Annotated in this window: 15 protein-coding genes; 7 read left to right on the top strand and 8 right to left on the bottom strand. The window is 67.5% G+C overall.

The window, feature by feature from the left end:
- Positions 1-3: 3 nt before the first annotated feature.
- Together Q344_RS0115465 and Q344_RS24140 are read left to right on the top strand one after the other, a co-directional pair.
- On the top strand, positions 4-1,338 hold the full coding sequence (locus Q344_RS0115465; protein WP_028287544.1) for an 8-oxoguanine deaminase: 1,335 nt from the start codon (positions 4-6) through the stop codon (positions 1,336-1,338).
- Entirely contained in the window at positions 1,335-1,799 is a 465-nt protein-coding gene (locus Q344_RS24140; RefSeq protein WP_051630672.1) for a CAP domain-containing protein, read from the top strand. The genes Q344_RS0115465 and Q344_RS24140 overlap by 4 nt, the downstream gene beginning before the upstream one ends.
- Here the strand turns inward: Q344_RS24140 and Q344_RS24135 are convergent.
- The 7 genes from Q344_RS24135 to Q344_RS0115425 form a co-directional block, all read right to left on the bottom strand.
- Complete coding sequence (locus Q344_RS24135; protein ID WP_051630670.1) at positions 1,766-2,650, bottom strand: lysophospholipid acyltransferase family protein; 885 nt, start codon at positions 2,648-2,650, stop codon at positions 1,766-1,768. The genes Q344_RS24140 and Q344_RS24135 overlap by 34 nt on opposite strands.
- A gap of 50 nt (positions 2,651-2,700) precedes the next feature.
- Complete coding sequence (locus tag Q344_RS0115450) at positions 2,701-2,979, bottom strand: HPr family phosphocarrier protein (protein ID WP_028287543.1); 279 nt, start codon at positions 2,977-2,979, stop codon at positions 2,701-2,703.
- 19 nt (positions 2,980-2,998) lie between these two features.
- On the bottom strand, positions 2,999-3,394 hold the full coding sequence (locus tag Q344_RS0115445) for a PTS sugar transporter subunit IIA (RefSeq protein WP_028287542.1): 396 nt from the start codon (positions 3,392-3,394) through the stop codon (positions 2,999-3,001).
- Between the two features lie 30 nt (positions 3,395-3,424).
- Complete coding sequence (gene rapZ / locus Q344_RS0115440) at positions 3,425-4,321, bottom strand: RNase adapter RapZ (protein WP_028287541.1); 897 nt, start codon at positions 4,319-4,321, stop codon at positions 3,425-3,427.
- A gap of 88 nt (positions 4,322-4,409) precedes the next feature.
- On the bottom strand, positions 4,410-4,799 hold the full coding sequence (locus Q344_RS0115435; protein WP_229669196.1) for an HPr kinase/phosphorylase: 390 nt from the start codon (positions 4,797-4,799) through the stop codon (positions 4,410-4,412).
- A gap of 78 nt (positions 4,800-4,877) precedes the next feature.
- On the bottom strand, positions 4,878-6,593 hold the full coding sequence (locus Q344_RS0115430; protein WP_028287539.1) for a sensor histidine kinase: 1,716 nt from the start codon (positions 6,591-6,593) through the stop codon (positions 4,878-4,880).
- Positions 6,594-7,295: a response regulator transcription factor gene (locus Q344_RS0115425; RefSeq protein ID WP_028287538.1), complete on the bottom strand. Its 702-nt coding sequence runs from the start codon at positions 7,293-7,295 to the stop codon at positions 6,594-6,596. It abuts the gene before it with no gap.
- Between the two features lie 366 nt (positions 7,296-7,661).
- Here Q344_RS0115425 and Q344_RS0115420 point away from each other — a divergent pair, with 366 nt between their 5' ends.
- The 3 genes from Q344_RS0115420 (at position 7,662) to Q344_RS25185 (ending at position 11,296) form a co-directional block, all read left to right on the top strand.
- On the top strand, positions 7,662-9,260 hold the full coding sequence (locus Q344_RS0115420; RefSeq protein ID WP_028287537.1) for a phosphoenolpyruvate carboxykinase: 1,599 nt from the start codon (positions 7,662-7,664) through the stop codon (positions 9,258-9,260).
- Positions 9,260-9,793, top strand: coding sequence for a DUF3859 domain-containing protein (locus Q344_RS0115415; protein WP_028287536.1), 534 nt, complete (start codon positions 9,260-9,262; stop codon positions 9,791-9,793). The genes Q344_RS0115420 and Q344_RS0115415 overlap by 1 nt, the downstream gene beginning before the upstream one ends.
- 138 nt (positions 9,794-9,931) lie before the next feature.
- Positions 9,932-11,296 (top strand): PRC-barrel domain-containing protein, encoded by a 1,365-nt coding sequence (locus Q344_RS25185; RefSeq protein ID WP_028287535.1) that lies wholly within the window; start codon positions 9,932-9,934, stop codon positions 11,294-11,296.
- 82 nt (positions 11,297-11,378) lie between these two features.
- On the opposite strand, the gene Q344_RS0115405 is transcribed toward Q344_RS25185, so the two are convergent.
- The gene (locus Q344_RS0115405) at positions 11,379-12,143 is read right to left on the bottom strand and encodes a sulfite exporter TauE/SafE family protein (protein ID WP_028287534.1); all 765 of its coding nucleotides are present in this window, start codon (positions 12,141-12,143) and stop codon (positions 11,379-11,381) included.
- Positions 12,144-12,292: 149 nt separating this feature from the next.
- On the opposite strand from Q344_RS0115405, the gene Q344_RS0115400 reads away from it, so the two are divergent.
- Positions 12,293-13,981, top strand: a complete 1,689-nt coding sequence (locus Q344_RS0115400) for an acyl-CoA dehydrogenase family protein (protein WP_028287533.1) — start codon at positions 12,293-12,295, stop codon at positions 13,979-13,981.
- 104 nt (positions 13,982-14,085) lie between these two features.
- Positions 14,086-14,577, top strand: coding sequence for a RidA family protein (locus tag Q344_RS0115395; RefSeq protein WP_028287532.1), 492 nt, complete (start codon positions 14,086-14,088; stop codon positions 14,575-14,577).

Below are 14,577 nucleotides of genomic sequence, written 5' to 3'. Positions count from 1 at the left end.
CCGATGGCCGAGACGCTGATCCGCCGCGCGGGCACCATCCTGACGATGGACGACGCCCGACAGGAGCTGTCCCGCGCCGACATCCTGATCCGCGACGGCGTGATCGCGGAGATCGGCGAAGGCCTGACGACGACCGGAGAGACCGTGGATGCCCGTGGCTGCGTCGTGACGCCCGGGCTCGTGAACACGCATCACCACCTCTACCAGACGTTGACCCGTGCGGTGCCGGGCGGTCAGGACGCGCTGCTCTTCGGCTGGCTCAGGACGCTCTATCCGATCTGGGCGCGCTTCGGCCCCGAGGAGATGCGCGTGTCGGCCCTGACCGGGCTCGCCGAACTGGCGCTCTCGGGCTGCACGATGAGCAGCGACCATCTCTATCTCTATCCGAACGGCGCCCGGCTCGACGACACGATCGACGCGGCGCGCGAGATCGGCCTGCGCTTCCACCCGACCCGCGGCGCGATGAGCATCGGCGAAAGCGACGGCGGCCTGCCCCCCGACGTGCTGGTCGAGGCCGAGGCGGCGATCCTCGAGGATTGCGTCCGGGTGATCGACGCCCATCACGACGCCTCCGAAGGCGCGATGGTCCGCGTCGGCATCGCCCCCTGCTCGCCCTTCTCGGTGTCGCGCGACCTGATGCGCGAGGCGGCCTTGCTGGCCCGCGACAAGGGCGTGATGCTGCACACGCACCTGGCCGAGAACGACGAGGACATCGCCTATTCGCAGGCCAGGTTCGGCTGCCGTCCCGGCCAGTACGCGGAAGACCTCGGCTGGACCGGGCAGGACGTCTGGCACGCCCATTGCGTGAAGCTCGACGGGGCCGAGATCGACCTCTTCGCGCGCTCGCGCACCGGCATCGCCCATTGCCCCTGCTCGAACTGCCGCCTCGGCTCGGGCATCGCGCCGGTGCGTGCGATGCGGGACGCGGGGGTGAAGGTGGCGCTCGGGGTTGACGGCTCGGCCTCCAACGACAGCGGCAACCTCGTGGCCGAGGCACGGCAGGCGATGCTCCTCCAGCGCGTCGCGCGCGGCGCCGACGCCATGTCCGCGCGCGAGGCGCTCGAGATCGCGACCCGCGGCGGCGCGGATGTGCTGGGCCGGCCCGATACAGGCCGCCTGGCCCCGGGCAAGCGGGCGGACATCGCGATCTGGGACGTCAGCGGCGTGGAAAGCGCCGGCAGCTGGGACCCGGCCGCGCTCCTGCTCGCGGGGCCGACGCAGGTGCGCCACCTCTTCGTCGAGGGACGACAGGTGGTGCGGGATTTCCATGTGACGACCATCGACCTGCCGCGCGTCCTCGAGGATCAGCGCCGGCTGGCAAGGAGATTGATGACATGAGGCTCGCTCTCGCCCTCGCCCTGCTGATGGCCACCGCTGCCCCGGCCCAGCAGCTCACCGTCGCGCCGGACGCCGTGGCGCGGATCATCCCGACGCTGGTGCAGGCGATCAACGCCGCCCGCGCCGGGCACGGATTGCCGCCACTGGCCCGCGACACCGCGCTCGACAACGCGGCCGGCTACCACGCGCAGGACATGGCGCGGCACGGCTACCTCGACCACCGCTCCCGCGATGGCCGGACCTCGGGCGAGCGGATGCGGGCCGCGGGCTACGCGTGGTGCATGGCGGCCGAGAACATCGCCTTCGGGCAGGAAGACGTGACCGAGACCGTCGCCGCATGGCTGCGGAGCCGAGCGCATCGCGAGAACATCCTGAATCCGGATGCGACCCATTCCGGCGCAGCCTTTGCGGTCGCCGACGGGCGGCCCTACTGGGTCGCGGTCTTCGCCGCGCCCTGCTGAGCGCCAAGCGCCAGCGTGTGCGCCCTGAGCCATTCCATGAAGCCGCGCGGATCATCCTTGAGCCGCGCCATGTCGTCCGGACCGATGGGCGCCCCGATCACCGGCGCCTGCGGCTTGCCGGAAGAATGCACGATCTCGTGCAGCAGCAGACCCTGCCGGAGCGTGGCCGAGACGCGGTTGGCCGCCTGATACCAGCGTGAATTGGCGCCCGGGAAGTAGACCGGCACCACCGTCGCGCCGCTCCGGCGGATCAGCTGGGCGGTGAAGACGTTCCATTCGGCCTCGACCGCCGGTCCGAAGACCGTCTGCGAGGCGGCGACGACGCCCGAGGGGAACAGCGTGACCAGCCCGCCCGCCTTCAGGTGATCCATCGCCGTCGCCCGCATCGCGACCGACTTGCGCTGCGCCTCGGGATCATGCGGAAAGGGCACCGGGATCAGGAAACGCGAGGCGACCTCGTCGATGCCGGTCAGCAGGTTGCGCGTCAGGATGCGGTAATCGTCGCGCACCCGCGCGATCACGTGGCCCAGCACCATGCCGTCGACCATGCCGTGCGGGTGGTTCGCGACCACCACCACCGGCCCGGTCGCGGGGATGTTGCGCAGCTGCGCCTCGGGGGTCGTCACGTCGATCCGCATCACGTCGAGACAGGCCGCCCAGAAGGTCGAATCCTCCGGCGGGCCGCGCCGCTCGAACTCACGTATCATGCGCAGGATGGCCAGCTTGCCGGTCATCCATTCCATGGTGCGGATGACATTCCGCTTCCACGGATTCTCGAAACTGGTCGAATAGGTCAGGCTGCGGCGGTCATAGCGGACGGGCGGGCCGGTCTCGGCACCCGCCGCGCGCATCCCCGGATTTTGCGCCCCGTCCACCAAACGCCACCCACTGCCCCGCAGGGCTACATCTCTTCCCCGAACCGGTCCGCGACGAGTGCCTCGAGTGCATCGGCAAGCGCTTCGGCGTCCGGGCCGGAGGTTTCGACCTCAATAGTTGTTCCCCGGGAGGCTGCCAACATCAAAAGCCCCATGATGCTGTCCCCCGGCGCGGATTGCCCGTCGCAGGATACTTCCGCACGGGCGTCAAATCCCTCGACGACCTCCACAAGCTTCGCCGAGGCGCGGGCGTGAAGCCCCTTCTCGTTCACGATCTCGAGCTTGCGGATGATCTTGTTGCTCATGGAACCTCTGCTTCGTCGTTCAGTCGACCCGGCCGACGTTCTGGCTGTCGATGTATTTCCGTCCCGCCTCGGTCGCAGCCCGGACCGCATCCGGCAAGGCCATGTGGCGCGATTTCGCCAGCTTGATCAGCGCGGGCAGGTTGGCGCCGTAGAGGATCCGGCGGTTTTCGGGCTGGCAGGCCATCAGGCTCAGGTTCGAGGGCGAGCCCCCGAACATGTCCGTGACGAGCACGACCCCGTCCCCGCTGTCCACGCTGTCGGCCGCGGCGCAGATCTCGCGCTGCTTGCCCGCCCTGTCGTGGTTGGCTTCGATGGAGATCGCGCGGACCCCGTTCTGGGTGCCCACGACATGTTCCATCGCCGCCTGATATTCCCGGGCGAGCCCTCCATGAGCGACGATCACGATACCGATCAAGACCGGATAACCTCTCTTCCCGGGAACTGGTCAGACATGGGCTGCCGCCTGGCGTCGCTCGAGCTCCCGGTGCCTAATTGACACCTGCCAGCCACGCTGCGCAAGGGACTTCGCCAGCCGCTCCGCAAGGGTGACCGAACGGTGTTGCCCGCCGGTACACCCGAACCCGATGGCGAGGTGCGCCTTGCCCTCGGCCACGTAGGCCGGAAGGAGCATGTCGCACAGATCGACCACCTTGTCGAAGAAGGCCGGGAAGCGCGGATCGCCCGCAACATACTCCTGGACCGCGGTCCCGGTCCCGTCCAGGTCGCGCAGGGTTTTCTGCCAGTAGGGATTTTGCAGAAACCGGGTGTCGAACATCATGTCCAGCCCCCGGGGCGCCCCGCGCTTGTAGGAAAACGAATGCACCGACACCGCCATGGACTGCCCCCGGGTCACGGTGAACCAGCGTTCCATCTCGGCGCGCAGGTCGTGGGGGCTCAGGTCGGAGGTGTCGATCAGGAAGTCTGCCCGCGCCCGGATCGGGATGAGCAGGTCGATCTCGCGCTCGACGCCCACCTCGGGGCTTTCGGCGGGCGCGAGCGGATGGCGGCGGCGCGTCTCGGAATAGCGCCGCACCAGAACGTCGGGGCGGCAGTCGAGGTAGAGCACCTCGATCCTGTCCTCGCGGCCGGCCCCGAATCCGTCGATCGTCTCGATCAGCGCGCCGGTCGAAAAGTCGCGGTTGCGCACGTCGATCCCGAGCGCGAGCGGCCGCCCCGGCTGTCCGCCGTCGATGAGCCGCGGCAGCAGGCTGATCGGCATGTTGTCGATCGCCTCGTAGCCGAGGTCCTCCAGCACCCGGATCGCGGTCGAGCGGCCGGCGCCGGACGGGCCGGTGACGAGGACGAGGCGGGGGATGATGGCGAGCTCTGGCGTATCAGGCATCTGCTTGCTGCGGCATGGCCGCGGGGGCGTGCTGCGGCCGTGCCGCGAGGGAGCGGCGCGCGCCGCGGGTTGGCTTGGTCTCGGTGACTCAGTCGCTTCGACCGGCCTTGAGATACTGAAGAATCGCCGCGGGGAAAGACGGGATGGCGGCATTGTGAAGTAACGGGAAGGTAACGCCCAGCAGTTTCTTGCTGCGCCGCGGCGGGAGACGGTCCGTTTCCGCGCGGTCAAGATCGACGGCCAGCGCGACCTCTGCCCCGGGGATCGTTTCCGCGTTCAGGATGCCGACGAAGCGCGCCTCGATCCGGCCGCGGATCGCGGCGGGCGCGCGTGCGATCAGCCGCCCCCCCTCGACCGAGAGCGCAACCTGGTCGTCGGACACGAGCCGGGCGCCCCGGGCCATCAGCTCAAGCGCCAGCGCCGACTTGCCGCTGCCCGCCGCGCCGAGGATCAGAAGGCCGCTCCCGTCGAGCGCCACGGCCGAGGCATGGATGGTCGCCGCTCCGCCCTCGGAGATGGGGTCAGGCCCGTCGCCCTCCGCGGCGGCGGGCAAGGCTCAGACCGGGAGGCCGACGACGAACCGCGCGCCCAGCGGGTCCGAGGTGATGTCGGCGTCGGTCGGACGGATGTTCTCGGCCCAGATCACGCCGCCATGGGCTTCGACGATCTGCTTCGAGATCGCGAGGCCCAGGCCCGAGTTGTTGCCGAAATCGGTGTCGGGCCGGTGCGAGTAGAAGCGCTTGAACACCTTGGTCAGCGCCTGGTCGGGGATGCCCGGTCCGGTGTCCTCCACGACGATCAGCACGCGGTTCTCGCGGCGCCGGGCCCAGACGCGGATCGCGTCGCCCTCTTCGCAGAACGAGATCGCGTTGGTGATGAGGTTGACGAAGACCTGCGCCAGCCGCGCCTCGAGCCCGCGCATGATGATCTGGTTCTTCGGCAGGTCCGAGATGAAGTCGATGCCCTTCTCGCCCGCCTGCTGGCCGAGGTATTCGTTCAGGTTGCCCAGCATGACGAGCAGGTCGAATTCCTCTTCTTCCTCCTTCACCAGCTCGCTGTCGAGCCGCGAGGCGTTGGAGATGTCCGAGACCAGCCGGTCGAGCCGCCGCACGTCGTGTTCGATCACGTCGAGGAGCTTCGCCCGGTGCTCTTCCTTCTTCACCATCCGCAGGGACCCGACGGCCGAGCGGAGCGAGGCCAGCGGGTTCTTGATCTCGTGCGCCACGTCCGCGGCGAATTGTTCGTTCGCGTCGATCCGGTCGTAAAGCGCCGAGACCATGCCGCGCAGCGCGCCGGAGAGCCGCCCGATCTCGTCGGGCCGCGCGGTGAGGTCGGGGATCCGCACGCGCGAGGGCGACATCCGCTTGTGGTCCCGGTCGCGCCCCACCTCGGCGGCGGCGGCCAGGTCGGCCAGCGGGTTGGCGATGGTCGAGGCGAGCACGAGGCTCAGCCCGATCGACACCAGCGTGGCGATCACGAACATCTGCAGCACGCGCTCCCGCTCGCTGCGGACCATGGCGTCGATCTCGCCCGCGCCCGACACGAGGGCCACGGTGCCGATCGGCGTGCCGTCGCGCAGGATCGGCGCGGTCACGGCGAAGAAGGCGCCATCCTCGGCGCGGCCCATCTTCACCTCGCTCGGACGGTCGGGGTTCTGCGCGACCATGTCCCGGACCTGATCGGCGAGCGGCGCCGGCGTGACCTCGCGCCGGCCGGACGAGAAGACGGCCGTCGCCCCGTCCCAGACGGAGGTCAGCAGGTCGGTCAGGATCGTGCGCCGGTCATCGGCCGCCGGGACGCCCTGCGCACCCTCGAAGCCGGAGCCGGTCGCCTTGCCCACCATCGCGCCGCCGGTGTCGAAGACGTACAGCTCCACCCCGTCGCGCAGGTCCAGCCCGGCGAGGGTCTGCGCCACGTCGGCGAGCGCGCCCGCCTCGACCCCGGAGGTCGCCGCGACGCTGACCTCGAAGACATCGGCGACCAGCTCGACCTCGTTCGCCAGCGCGTTGCCGCGCTGCAGGGCGAGGCTGTCGCGGGAGGCGTTGAGATAGAGAATGCCCGCCACGAGGACGTTCAGCGCGATCAGGTTGAAGACGATGATCTTGCGGGTGAGCGGCGAGCGCTTGAGTGAGAAGAAGCCGCGCCGCTCACGATGTTCGCGGAGTTCCTCGTCGACGACGGAGTTCGGCGCGACGAAGTCGTCGCCAAGAACGACGTCGCCGCTCTTGTCAGGCGCCGTGTCGCGCAAGCTGATCCCTTCGACGAGAGCCATTTACTCTTCGTTGTATCTGTAGCCGATGCCGTAAAGCGTCTCAATCGCGGAGAAATCCGGATCGACCGTGCGCATCTTCTTGCGCAGGCGCTTGATGTGGCTGTCGATGGTGCGGTCGTCCACGTAGACCTGATCGTCATAGGCCACGTCCATCAGCTGGTCGCGGCTCTTCACGAAGCCGGGACGCTGCGCGAGGGCCTGGAGCAGCAGGAACTCGGTCACCGTGAGCGAGACATCCTGCCCCTTCCACGCCACCGAATGGCGCAGCGGGTCCATCCGCAGCTCGCCGCGTTCCATCACCTTGGTCTCTTCCGTGTCGCCCACGATCTCGCCGGCGACCGCATCCTGCCGGCGCAGAAGCGCGCGGATCCGTTCGACCAGCAGCCGCTGGCTGAAGGGTTTCTTGACGTAGTCGTCCGCCCCCATGCGCAGACCCAGAACCTCGTCGATCTCGTCATCCTTGGAGGTCAGGAAGATAACCGGCATCGAGGTCTTCTGACGGAGCCGCTGCAGCAGGTCCATCCCGTCCATTCGTGGCATCTTTATGTCAAGGACGGCCATGTCGGGCAGCTTCTTGTTGAAGGCGTCCAGTGCGGCCTGCCCGTCATTGTAGGTCTCGACGTCGAAGCCTTCGGCCTCGAGCGTCATCGCGACCGATGTCAGGATGTTCCTGTCATCGTCCACAAGGGCGATCTTCGACATGTCCGTTGTCCTTCGTTCTGCTCAGGTTTTTTATGTTTTTTTGGATTTTCTCCAGACTATCCGCATATTTAGATCGCCCGATCAATCCCCAAACGCGAATCGCCAAATGGAAGTCGCCGGAAATGTGGCGAAAATGTCTTAGGACGGCCTTAATTTCCACGCCGCACTGCAGCACGATCGACCCCGCTCGGCGGGTGTTTGCGATAAACCCGACGTGGTTGCGCTAACTGCGCCAAAGCGTCCTGTTCCATCCCGCTGACCTCGTGTTAAGAGCCGCCCTGTCGGGGCTGCATGCACAGACATAGCACTGCCTTCCGGCACGTCACGAAGACTGCCGCAGCGACGCGGCCAGAGGAGCATTGCAATATGGCATTTGGACGGGTGAACCCGAAATTCCGCCTCGAGGACCAGGGGATCGACGGGCTCGGAGATGTCTATTACAACCTCAGGGAGCCTGCGCTGGTCGAAGCCGCCCTCGGCAACGGTGAGGGCACCCTGGGCAAGGGCGGTGCGCTGCTGGTGACCACCGGCAAGTACACGGGCCGGTCCCCCAAGGACAAGCACGTGGTCAAGACGCCCGCCGTCGCCGACAAGATCTGGTGGGAGAACAACGCCGAGATGTCGCCCGAGGGCTTCGATGCCCTCTACGCCGACATGGTCGCCCACATGAAGGGCAAGAAATACTACGTGCAGGACCTGATCGGCGGTGCCGACCCGGCGCATGCGATCAACGTCCGCGTCGTGTCGGAACTGGCCTGGCACAACCTGTTCATCCGCCACCTGCTGCGCCGGCCCGAACTGGCCGAGCTCGAAGGCTACGAGGCGGATTTCACCATCATCAACTGCCCGAGCTTCAAGGCCGACCCCGCGAAGCACGACTGCCGCACCGACACCGTCATCGCGCTCAACTTCGACAAGAAGCTGATCCTGATCGGCGGCACGGAATACGCGGGCGAGAACAAGAAGTCGGTCTTCACCCTGCTGAACTACCTGCTGCCCGAGAAGGGCATCATGCCGATGCACTGCTCGGCCAACCACGCGCAGGGCAACCCGGTCGACACCGCCGTCTTCTTCGGCCTGTCGGGCACCGGCAAGACGACCCTCTCGGCCGATCCGAACCGCACGCTCATCGGTGACGACGAGCACGGCTGGTCCGACCGCGGCACCTTCAACTTCGAGGGCGGCTGCTACGCCAAGACGATCAACCTGAGCGCCGAGGCCGAGCCCGAGATCTACGCGACCACCGAGAAGTTCGGCACCGTGATCGAGAACATGGTCTTCGATCCCGAGACCTTCGAGCTCGATTTCGACGACGACTCGCTCACCGCCAACATGCGGGCGGCCTATCCGCTCGACTACATCTCGAACGCCTCGGAAACCGCGCTCGGCGGGCATCCGAAGAACGTCATCATGCTGACCTGCGACGCCTTCGGGGTCCTGCCCCCGATCGCCCGGCTGACGCCTGCGCAGGCGATGTACCACTTCCTGTCGGGCTTCACCTCGAAGGTCGCCGGGACCGAGCGCGGCGTGACCGAGCCCGAGCCCACCTTCTCGACCTGCTTCGGCGCCCCCTTCATGCCGATGCGCCCCGAGGTCTACGGCAACCTGCTGCGCGCCAAGATCGCCAAGCACGGCGCCACCTGCTGGCTGGTGAACACCGGCTGGACCGGCGGCGCCTACGGCACCGGCTCCCGGATGCCGATCAAGGCCACCCGCGCGCTGCTGACCGCGGCGCTCGACGGCTCGCTGAACGAGGTCGAGTTCCGCAAGGACCCGAACTTCGGTTTCGACGTGCCCGTCGCCGTGCCGGGCGTCGCCGAGGTCCTGCTGGATCCGCGCCGCACCTGGGACGACCCGGCGGCCTACGACGCGCAGGCACAGAAGCTGGTCGCCATGTTCGCGAACAACTTCGAGCAATACGTGCCCTATATCGACGACGACGTGAAAGCGGCCGCCATCGGGTGATGCGCCCGCTCGCGATCATCGCTCTCTTGATTGCCGGTCCTGCCCTCGGGCAGACCGGCAATTTCGTTTCGCCCCGGGTCGAACTGCTGGAATTCGGTATCTTCTGCCCCGACGAACCCTCAGGCCAGGTCGAGGCGCCCGACACCGAGCGCGGCTTCATCGACCTCATCGACGGCGACCCGCCGGTCGACTTCCGCACCGATGTCGTGCCGGGCGAACTGGGGCTCGGCTTCGGGATGCGCTTCCGCCTCGCCGGGGACGAAGGCCTCCGCATGGGCCGGGTGATCATCACCCATCCGCCCTTCGGCAGCCCCCCGATCGCACGCGAAAGCTACGCGATCACGCTGGACGGCAGCGCCACCAGCATGACCCAGTTCGATTTCGACGATCCCTACGAGGTTCAGCCGGGCACCTGGAGCATGGCGGTCGAGATCGACGGAGAGATCGTACTGCGGCAGGATTTCACGGTCGTTCCCAAGGAGATGTCGCCGATATCGAAGAAGATGTGCGACGGCCCCGACCTGCTGAGCTGACGCCCCGGCCCCCGCGCAAATGGGGCGTGTACCGCCGGCGTCAACCCTATCTTGTCATAAGTTAATCGTGAAAACCTCCCGGGAACATCACGGGAGGGGAACCCCTTGAGTCCCCGCAACCAACAAGGGGATTTCTCCATGAACAGCAAGCGCAGCACCATTCTTCTCGGCACCGCGATGAGCCTCGCCGTGGCCGGTGGCGCATCCGCAGCCACCAACATCAACCTGGACCGCAACGTGATCCCGAACCTGAACGAGGCCTGCCAGTCGCTCGCCCAGGAAATTCGTGATCGCAACAACTCCGTGCCCGACGATCACAGCGAGATGATCCTCGAGGCGCTCAACAACGACGATCCGGACGCCTGCATGCAGGCCGAAGAGACGCTCGCCTCGGCGGACCAGGTGGAGGACCGCGACACGGCCCAGACCGAGACCTCCGACGAAGTGACCGAACGCGTCGAGCTCGAGGAACAGGCGACGATCGAAGGCCAGGCCGCCGTCATGGTGCCCGAGCCGGAAGTCGACGTGCAAGTCGACGCACCGCAGGTGACGGTCCGCAAGGCGCAGCCCGAGGTGTCGGTCCAGGAACAGGCTGCCCGCATCCAGGTCGAACAGCCGCAGCCCACCGTGGACGTCCAGATCCCCGAGATCGTCGTCCGGGTCGAAGTGCCGGCACCGCGCATCTTCGTGCAGACCGACGAGCCGATGGTCGAGGTCGCCAGCGCCAACCCGCAGATCGAGGTCACGCAGGGCGAGCCCCGCGTCACCGTACGCCAGGCGGACCCCGAGCTTCGGGTCGATCTCGGCGTGACCAGCGAAGGCGAAGAGGCGCAGCCGGGTGAGCCGCAGATGGCCGAGGACATGGAAGCCGGCGACCAGGACGAGATGAACCGCGGCGGCGATGTCGACGTGGCCTCGAACGAACCGCAGATCGAGTTCGTGGAGCCGGAAGGCGAACCGCGGGTGTCGATCGCATCGGCAGAGCCGCAGGTCGAGTTCCGTGGCAGCGAGCCGAACGTCTCGGTCAGCTTCACGCAGGAGCCCACCGTCGAGATCGCCCAGATCGGCGAAGCGACCGTGACCTTCGAGACCGCGGAAGAGCGCGAAGCACGCCAGAACCAGCAGGCGCAGGCCGGTGGCGATGCCGAGCAGCAGCAGGCGCAGGCCGAAGGCGAGCAGCAGATGCCGGAAACCGAGGGTCAGATGATCCTCGTCGGTGACCTGCTCGACATGGAAGTCATCGGTGCCGATGGTGAAGACCTCGGCGAGCCGGAAGCGCTGATCGAACGTGACGGCCAGCTCCTGCTGGTGATCGAGGAAGGTGGCTTCCTCGGGCTCGGTCAGAACGCCGTCGCCGTTCCCTTCGATCGGATCGCGATGAACCTCGACGAAGAGAAACTGCAGCTGCAGAACCTCACCGAAGAGGAAATCGAAGCCGCGAGCGACTTCCGTTACGACTCTTCGGAAGAAGTGGCGATGGACCGTGAGCTCCGCGTGAAATAAGCGCGACTCGCGTCCCGAGACTTGAGACCTGAGACCGGGCGGCCCTGCCGCCCGGTTTTCTTGCGACCGGGATCCGATCTGGCTACATCACCGCGCGCCGCACCAGGTTGAGCCCGGCGATGAACAGGACCGCCAGCGTCGCCTTGCGGAAGGTCGCCTGATCCACCCGATCCTGCACCTTCAGCCCGATGAACATCCCGATCCCGGCCGGGATCAGCAGCGCGGCCGAGAATTGCGCCGTCTCGCGGTTGAAGACCCCCGAGGCGACATGCGCCGCAACCAGCGCCACCGCGCCGAGGCCATAGATCACGCCCTGAACCCGCATCTGTTCGGCCTTGGGCGTGTTGAGCGCGGTCAGATAGGCCACCGTCGGCGGCCCCCAGACCCCGGAAAACCCGCCGACGAACCCGGCGAAGGCGCCGATCCCCGCCTCGACCTTCAGCGAGGCCGAGGGCAGCACCAGCGCCTTGCCCATCAACTGGGTCAGCGCGAAGATCGTGATCGGCACGCCGATCAGCAGCAGCATCAGCTCTTCCGGCATCACCCGCACCAGCTGGGCCGAGGTCATCAGCATGACGAAGCCGATCAGCAGGAACACCCGGAAGCGCTTCACGCTCTCCCAGGCGGCCGCCGGCCCCTGCCGGAGCGCCTGCCATCCGTTGGTCATCACCGTTGGCAGGATCAGCCCGGCCAGCGCCAGTTCGGGCCCGACGATGGAGCCCAGGCCCGAGACGAGGATCATCGGCATGGCGAAACCGACCATCCCCTTGATGACGCCCGCGAAGGCGGCGACGGCGAGGCAGAGGAGAAACACCTCCGGCGACATGAGGCTGGTGATCGTGTCCATGGCATCGGCTCTAGCCAAAGCGCCCCGCCTCCGCCACAGCAAAAATCGCTGCGCAATATCTGGCATGCGACACCCTGCGGCAGGGTCTTTTTGTTGCGCTGCACCTGCGAAATGGCTATCCGGGGGCGAACAGAGAAAGGTGTGATTCAATGGCGCATGACGGACAGGATCTGACGGGCGCGGGAGAGGTCCTCCTCCCCGATCTTCTGGCACTCACCGCGGCCGCGCTGAGCCCGGCCGAGGCGATCCTCGAGCGCGCCATCGCGCTCCAGAAGGAGACGCTCGGCGACGGCACCCGGGTCTCGGCCAAGGCGGTCGAGGCGAACCAGGCCGCCACCCACGGGCTGGCCTGGCTGGCCACCTACGTCGAATCCCTGCGCCAGATGCAGAAATGGGCCGAGCGTATGTCCGGCGAGGGCCGGTTCGGCGAGCTCGAGCAGCTGCTGCACCAGATCGCCTTCGGCGAATACCTCGCCCAGATCGCCGGCGGCATCCAGATGTCCCAGAACGAGATCGTCCGCCTGCCCGACCTCGGCCTCGCGCCCGCCGATGCGGAGCCGCTTGCCTCCGATGCCGTGACGACGCTGATCCGGAAGGCCAACACGCAGGCCGCGCGCGCGCGCCTGGCCGAGCTGATGGTCGAACAGCAGGGCGCGACGATGTTCGGCGCCTCGGGTCTCGACGAAGAGCTCGAGATGATCCGCGACCAGTTCCGCCGCTACGCGGTCGACAAGGTCGAACCCCGCGCCCACGAATGGCACCTGAAGGACGAGCTGATCCCGATGGAGGTCATCGAGGACCTGTCCGAGATGGGCGTCTTCGGCCTGACGATCCCCGAGAACCTCGGCGGGTTCGGGCTGTCGAAAGCGTCGATGGTCGTGGTCTCCGAAGAGCTGTCGCGCGGCTACATCGGTGTCGGCTCCCTGGCCACCCGGTCCGAGATCGCGGCCGAGCTGATCCTCTGCGGCGGCACGGACGAGCAGAAATCGCACTGGCTGCCCAAGATCGCGAGCGGAGAGATCCTGCCCACGGCCGTCTTCACCGAACCCAACACCGGCTCCGACCTCGCGGCGCTGCGCACCCGCGCGGTCAAGGGCGAGGACGGGGATTACCGGATCACCGGCAACAAGACCTGGATCACCCATGCCGCGCGGACCCACGTGATGACCGTGCTGGCCCGGACCAATCCCGAGACGACCGATCACACCGGCCTGTCGATGTTCCTGGCCGAAAAGACGCCGGGCACCGACGCCGATCCCTTCCCCTCCGAAGGCATGACCGGCGGCGAGATCGAGGTGCTGGGCTACCGCGGCATGAAGGAATACGAGCTCGGCTTCGACAATTTCCACGTGAAGGGCGAGAACCTTCTGGGCGGCGTCGAGGGCCAGGGCTTCCGCCAGCTCATGCAGACCTTCGAAAGCGCCCGGATCCAGACCGCGGCCCGCGCCATCGGGGTCGCGCAGGCGGCGCTCGACACCGGCATGCAATACGCGCTCGACCGGAAGGCCTTCGGGCAGGCGATCGTGAACTTCCCGCGGGTGTCGGGCAAGCTTGCGATGATGGCGGTCGAGATCATGGTGGCGCGCCAGCTCACCTATTTCGCGGCCTACGAGAAGGACCACGACCGCCGCTGCGACCTCGAGGCCGGGATGGCGAAACTGCTGGGCGCCCGGGTGGCCTGGGCGGCGGCCGACAACGCGCTGCAGATCCACGGCGGCAACGGCTTCGCGCTGGAATACGCGATCAGCCGGATCCTCTGCGACGCGCGGATCCTCAACATCTTTGAAGGTGCGGCGGAGATCCAGGCGCAGGTGATTGCAAGGCGCCTGCTGTCCTGAACGGAAGGGGCGTGCAGAGCACGCCCCACCCCCACCGATATTGCCCGCGCCGCCGCATCCCCTAGGGTGAGGGCCGAAACATCCCCGACCCGGAGGCCCGGCCCGTGACTGACCCCGTCCGCATCATCCCGCCCGCACTGCAGGCCACCTACGACAATTGGCACTTCGCGCCGGCCGTGATCTCGAACGGCCATGTCTTCGTCTCCGGCATCATCGGCACCAGCCCGGACGGGGAACTGCCCTCCGGCGCCCTGGCCGGGGCGGAGGCCTCTGCCGCGACCTACGAAACCATCGCCCTTCAGGCCGTGCGCGATCCGGAGGCGCAGTTCGACACCGCCTTCGAGGCGCTGAGCGCCATCCTCCACCACGCGGGCGCGACGCTCGCCGACCTTGTCGAGATCACCACCTACCACGTGGACATGGCCACCCACATGGCGGCCTTCACCCGGTCCAAGGACCGCTACATCAGGCCGCCCTACCCGGCATGGACCGCCATAGGCGTGGCCGAGCTTCTGGTGCCGGGCGGGCTGATGGAGATCCGCGCGATCGCCCGGGTGCAGGGACGCGCGGGGGCGGACCCCGCCGCGCACCACTGA

Origin of the sequence: Pseudooceanicola nanhaiensis DSM 18065, assembly GCF_000688295.1 — a bacterium.
Classification (GTDB): Bacteria; Pseudomonadota; Alphaproteobacteria; order Rhodobacterales; family Rhodobacteraceae; genus Pseudooceanicola; species Pseudooceanicola nanhaiensis.
Note: the sequence above shows the minus strand (reverse complement) of the source record. Positions and strands in the feature narration are given on the sequence as shown.

Coding starts and splice junctions, on each gene's coding strand:
- Q344_RS24135 (WP_051630670.1), bottom strand. CDS start 2,650: ATGCGCGCGGCGGGTGCCGAGACCGGCCCGCCCGTCCGCTATGACCGC.
- Q344_RS0115425 (WP_028287538.1), bottom strand. CDS start 7,295: ATGTCGAAGATCGCCCTTGTGGACGATGACAGGAACATCCTGACATCG.
- Q344_RS0115405 (WP_028287534.1), bottom strand. CDS start 12,143: ATGGACACGATCACCAGCCTCATGTCGCCGGAGGTGTTTCTCCTCTGC.
- Q344_RS25185 (WP_028287535.1), top strand. CDS start 9,932: ATGAACAGCAAGCGCAGCACCATTCTTCTCGGCACCGCGATGAGCCTC.
- rapZ (WP_028287541.1), bottom strand. CDS start 4,321: ATGCCTGATACGCCAGAGCTCGCCATCATCCCCCGCCTCGTCCTCGTC.
- Q344_RS0115450 (WP_028287543.1), bottom strand. CDS start 2,979: ATGAGCAACAAGATCATCCGCAAGCTCGAGATCGTGAACGAGAAGGGG.
- Q344_RS0115420 (WP_028287537.1), top strand. CDS start 7,662: ATGGCATTTGGACGGGTGAACCCGAAATTCCGCCTCGAGGACCAGGGG.
- Q344_RS0115465 (WP_028287544.1), top strand. CDS start 4: ATGGCCGAGACGCTGATCCGCCGCGCGGGCACCATCCTGACGATGGAC.
- Q344_RS24140 (WP_051630672.1), top strand. CDS start 1,335: ATGAGGCTCGCTCTCGCCCTCGCCCTGCTGATGGCCACCGCTGCCCCG.
- Q344_RS0115415 (WP_028287536.1), top strand. CDS start 9,260: ATGCGCCCGCTCGCGATCATCGCTCTCTTGATTGCCGGTCCTGCCCTC.
- Q344_RS0115430 (WP_028287539.1), bottom strand. CDS start 6,593: ATGGCTCTCGTCGAAGGGATCAGCTTGCGCGACACGGCGCCTGACAAG.
- Q344_RS0115400 (WP_028287533.1), top strand. CDS start 12,293: ATGGCGCATGACGGACAGGATCTGACGGGCGCGGGAGAGGTCCTCCTC.